Origin of the sequence: Streptomyces sp. FH025, assembly GCF_017427025.1 — a bacterium.
In the GTDB taxonomy this organism is placed as follows: domain Bacteria; phylum Actinomycetota; class Actinomycetes; order Streptomycetales; family Streptomycetaceae; genus Kitasatospora.
This window is the reverse complement of record NZ_JAFLNG010000814.1, coordinates 1-3,083: the sequence shown is the minus strand read 5'-3', so window position 1 is coordinate 3,083 and position 3,083 is coordinate 1. Positions and strand designations below refer to the sequence as shown.

4 protein-coding genes are annotated in these 3,083 nt (G+C 73.3%); 2 read left to right on the top strand and 2 right to left on the bottom strand.

Annotated elements, in window-relative coordinates:
- A partial coding sequence (locus J0670_RS34285) for a pseudouridine synthase (RefSeq protein WP_207816271.1) occupies nt 1–832 on the top strand: 832 nt, incomplete at its 5' end.
- Nucleotides 833–1,057: 225 nt separating this feature from the next.
- Nucleotides 1,058–2,065, top strand: coding sequence for a helix-turn-helix domain-containing protein (locus J0670_RS34280; RefSeq protein WP_207816270.1), 1,008 nt, complete (start codon nt 1,058–1,060; stop codon nt 2,063–2,065).
- Between the two features lie 30 nt (nt 2,066–2,095).
- Here J0670_RS34280 and J0670_RS34275 read toward each other — a convergent pair whose 3' ends face one another.
- Together J0670_RS34275 and J0670_RS34270 are read right to left on the bottom strand one after the other, a co-directional pair.
- Complete coding sequence (locus tag J0670_RS34275) at nt 2,096–2,458, bottom strand: DUF952 domain-containing protein (RefSeq protein ID WP_207816269.1); 363 nt, start codon at nt 2,456–2,458, stop codon at nt 2,096–2,098.
- A gap of 86 nt (nt 2,459–2,544) precedes the next feature.
- Nucleotides 2,545–3,083 (bottom strand): DUF4139 domain-containing protein (locus J0670_RS34270; protein ID WP_207816268.1); only part of this gene is annotated, 539 nt, incomplete at its 5' end.

Genomic DNA, 3,083 nt, shown 5'->3' with positions numbered 1-3,083 from the left:
CCCGCGCCGTCAGCCGCAGCGCTCCCGCGAGCTCCAGGCCAAGATCGAGGACGCCGTCCTCGCCCGGCACGACAAGCCGGCCGTCAAGCTGCCCAAGACCTTCGGCGAGCCCGAGGGCGAGCGCCTGCAGAAGGTGCTGGCCCGGGCCGGCGTCGGCAGCCGCCGGGCCTGCGAGGAGCTGATCGAGCAGGGCCGGGTCGAGGTCAACGGCAAGCGGGTCACCGAGCAGGGCAAGCGGGTCGACCCGGCCAAGGACGAGATCAAGGTGGACGGTCTGACCGTCGCCACCCAGTCCTACCTGTTCTTCGCGCTCAACAAGCCGGCCGGCGTGGTCTCCACCATGGAGGACCCGGACGGGCGCCAGTGCCTGGGCGACTACGTGACCAACCGGGAGACCCGGCTGTTCCACGTCGGCCGGCTGGACACCGAGACCGAGGGCATCATCCTGCTCACCAACCACGGCGAGCTGGCCCACCGCCTCACCCACCCGCGCTACGGCGTGACCAAGACCTACCTGGCCGCGATCCAGGGCCCGATCCCGCGCGACCTGGGCAAGCAGCTGGCGCAGGGCGTGGAGCTGGAGGACGGCTACGCGCGCGCCGACAGCTTCAAGGTGGTCTCCAACGTCGGCAAGAACTACCTGGTCGAGGTGACCCTGCACGAGGGCCGCAAGCACATCGTCCGCCGGATGCTGGCCGAGGTCGGCTTCCCGGTCGAGAAGCTGGTGCGCACGCACTTCGGCCCGATCGCGCTCGGCGACCAGAAGTCGGGCTGGCTGCGCCGCCTGACCAACCCGGAGGTCGGCCAGCTGATGCGCGAGGTCGGCCTGTAGGACCTGTCCGGTTCGTCCGGAGTCCTTCGGAGGGTCCCCCGCCCGTGGTGGCGGGGGGCCCTCCGCCGTGTGTGAGTCCGGACGCACGCGCTGGTCACGGCCTTGTCAGCGTCATGATCCGTGGCCGAGGATGGCCACCGGACCACCGCCCCGCCGTGTGGCGGGAGTGCGCCAGCAGGGGTGCCGGCGGGGGTGATCAGGGGCGAACAGGGGGAGACGGGCGTCGTGTCCGATGCAGCACTGGGGCGATCCGCCGGACAGGCCCTCGGCCCGCTGGGGCTGGCCGAGCCGGACGGACAGGTCTACGCGGCCCTGGTGGCCAATCCGCAGTCCACCGCGGAGGAGCTGGCCGAGAGCTGCGGCCTGACCCTCCAGCAGAGCGTGCGCGCGCTGGACCGGCTGGCGCAGCAGGGCATGGCCACCCGTGCGCCGGTGGACCGGCAGCGCTACCTGCCGGTCGCCCCGGACGTCGCGATCGGCACGCTGATCGGCCACCGGGAGTCCGAGCTGCGGCAGGCCCGGGCCGAGATGCACCGGCTGATGGACGCCTTCCGGGAGGCCTCGCGCTACACCGATCCGGCGCACTCGGTGGAGGTGCTGACCGGCGGCGAGGCGATCGCCCAGCGGCTGGAGCACATCACCGGGACCAGCCAGTACCAGGTCCGCGGCTTCGACCGTCCGCCGTACATCCAGGACCCGGTGGCGCAGCTGCCGCTGCAACGGCGGCGGATGCGGGAGGGGCTGCGGTTCCGGACCATCTACGACCGGGAGGCGGTGGCCTGGCCCGGCCGGCTGGAGAGGAACATCCTGGTCGGCGTCGCGGACGGCGAGGAGGCGCGGGTACGGCCGACGCTCCCGATGAAGATGATCATGTCGGACGACCGGATGGCGATCATCCCGATCAGCGTGGGCGACAGCGTGCTGGACGCCGCGTACGTGATCCACCCCTCGGCGCTGCTCCAGGCGCTGGACACGCTGTTCGAGGCCGAGTGGGAGCGGGCCGTGCAGCTCCAGGCCGCGATCGGCACCGGGGAGGCGGCGCTGGAGCCGGAGGCCGACCACCGCAAGCTGCTGGGCCTGCTGGCGGCCGGGCTGACCGACGAGTCGATCGCCCGCTCGCTGGGCTGGAGCGCCCGCACCACCCAGCGGCGGCTGCAGAGCCTGATGCGCTCGCTGGGCGCCACCACCCGCTTCCAGGCCGGGATGGCGGCCCGGGAGCGGGGGTGGCTGTGAGCGTCGGGCCTCGGCTCCGGGGGCCGTACCTCAGCTCCAGGGGCTGAGGGACGCCCAGCGGCCGTCCGTGCCGCGCTCGACCTTCTCCAGGCCGACCACGGCGGATCGGTTCAGCCGCCCGTAGATGTGCGGGAACAGGACGCCCGGGGTGGCCCCGGGCGGCGGGGCGCCGTGCGGGGCCTCCCACTTGACCATCGGCTCCACCAGCGCCTCCTCGATCAGCAGCACCATCAGCGGGTCGGGGGCGTCGGGGAAGAAGGCGTTGGCCACCGCGAGCGCCGTCCGCTCGTCCGCCGAGCAGTGGATGAACCCGTCGGTGAGCAGCGACGCGGCGGCGTACGGCCGACCGGGGTCGGTCAGCCAGTCGTCCAGGGGAGCGAGGTGGAGGATCATGTTCCTTTTCTACCCGTTGTCCTCGGATTGTTCCTGGGCTCGTTCCTGAGCTCGTTCCTGAGCGGCCGTCACCGGCGGGCCGGTGATCAGAGCCCGGCCACCTTGGCGGAGGCCGAGATCTCGTACACCAGGGTGAGGGTGCGGCGGGCGCCCGGGGCCAGCGGGACGTCCCAGCGGACGATGCCCTCGGCGTCGAAGGAGTCCGGCGCCGGGGAGCAGTCCTCCTTGCGCAGCCGCACCTCGACCGCCGCCACCTCGGAGACCGGCACCCGTTCGCGCACCGCGACCAGCCGCTCGTCGTGCTCCTCCGGGCCGGAGAAGCGGGACAGGTGCAGCCGGACGGTGCGGGTGGTGGTCTGCCGGCCGGTCAGGGCGGCGGTGGCCTGGCGCTCCTCGGTCTCGCGGACCACCCGGTAGCCGTCCGAGCTGCCGAAGGACAGCTCGGCGTCGGCCCCGGTGGCGGTGAAGCGCAGCTCGCCGCGGCCGGTGAAGCCGCTGCCGCGCACCAGCTCGACCGGGCCGGCCAGCAGCGGGTGCCCGGCCGCGTTGCGGAACCGGACCACCTGGGTGACCAGCGGGGACAGCTCCGGGGCGCAGGCGTACTCGCTGCGGGCCGGGCCGGTGA

Bases quoted from the DNA above. Each gene is read 5' to 3' on its own strand.
- J0670_RS34275 (WP_207816269.1), bottom strand. From the start codon at position 2,458: ATGATCCTCCACCTCGCTCCCCTGGACGACTGGCTGACCGACCCCGGT.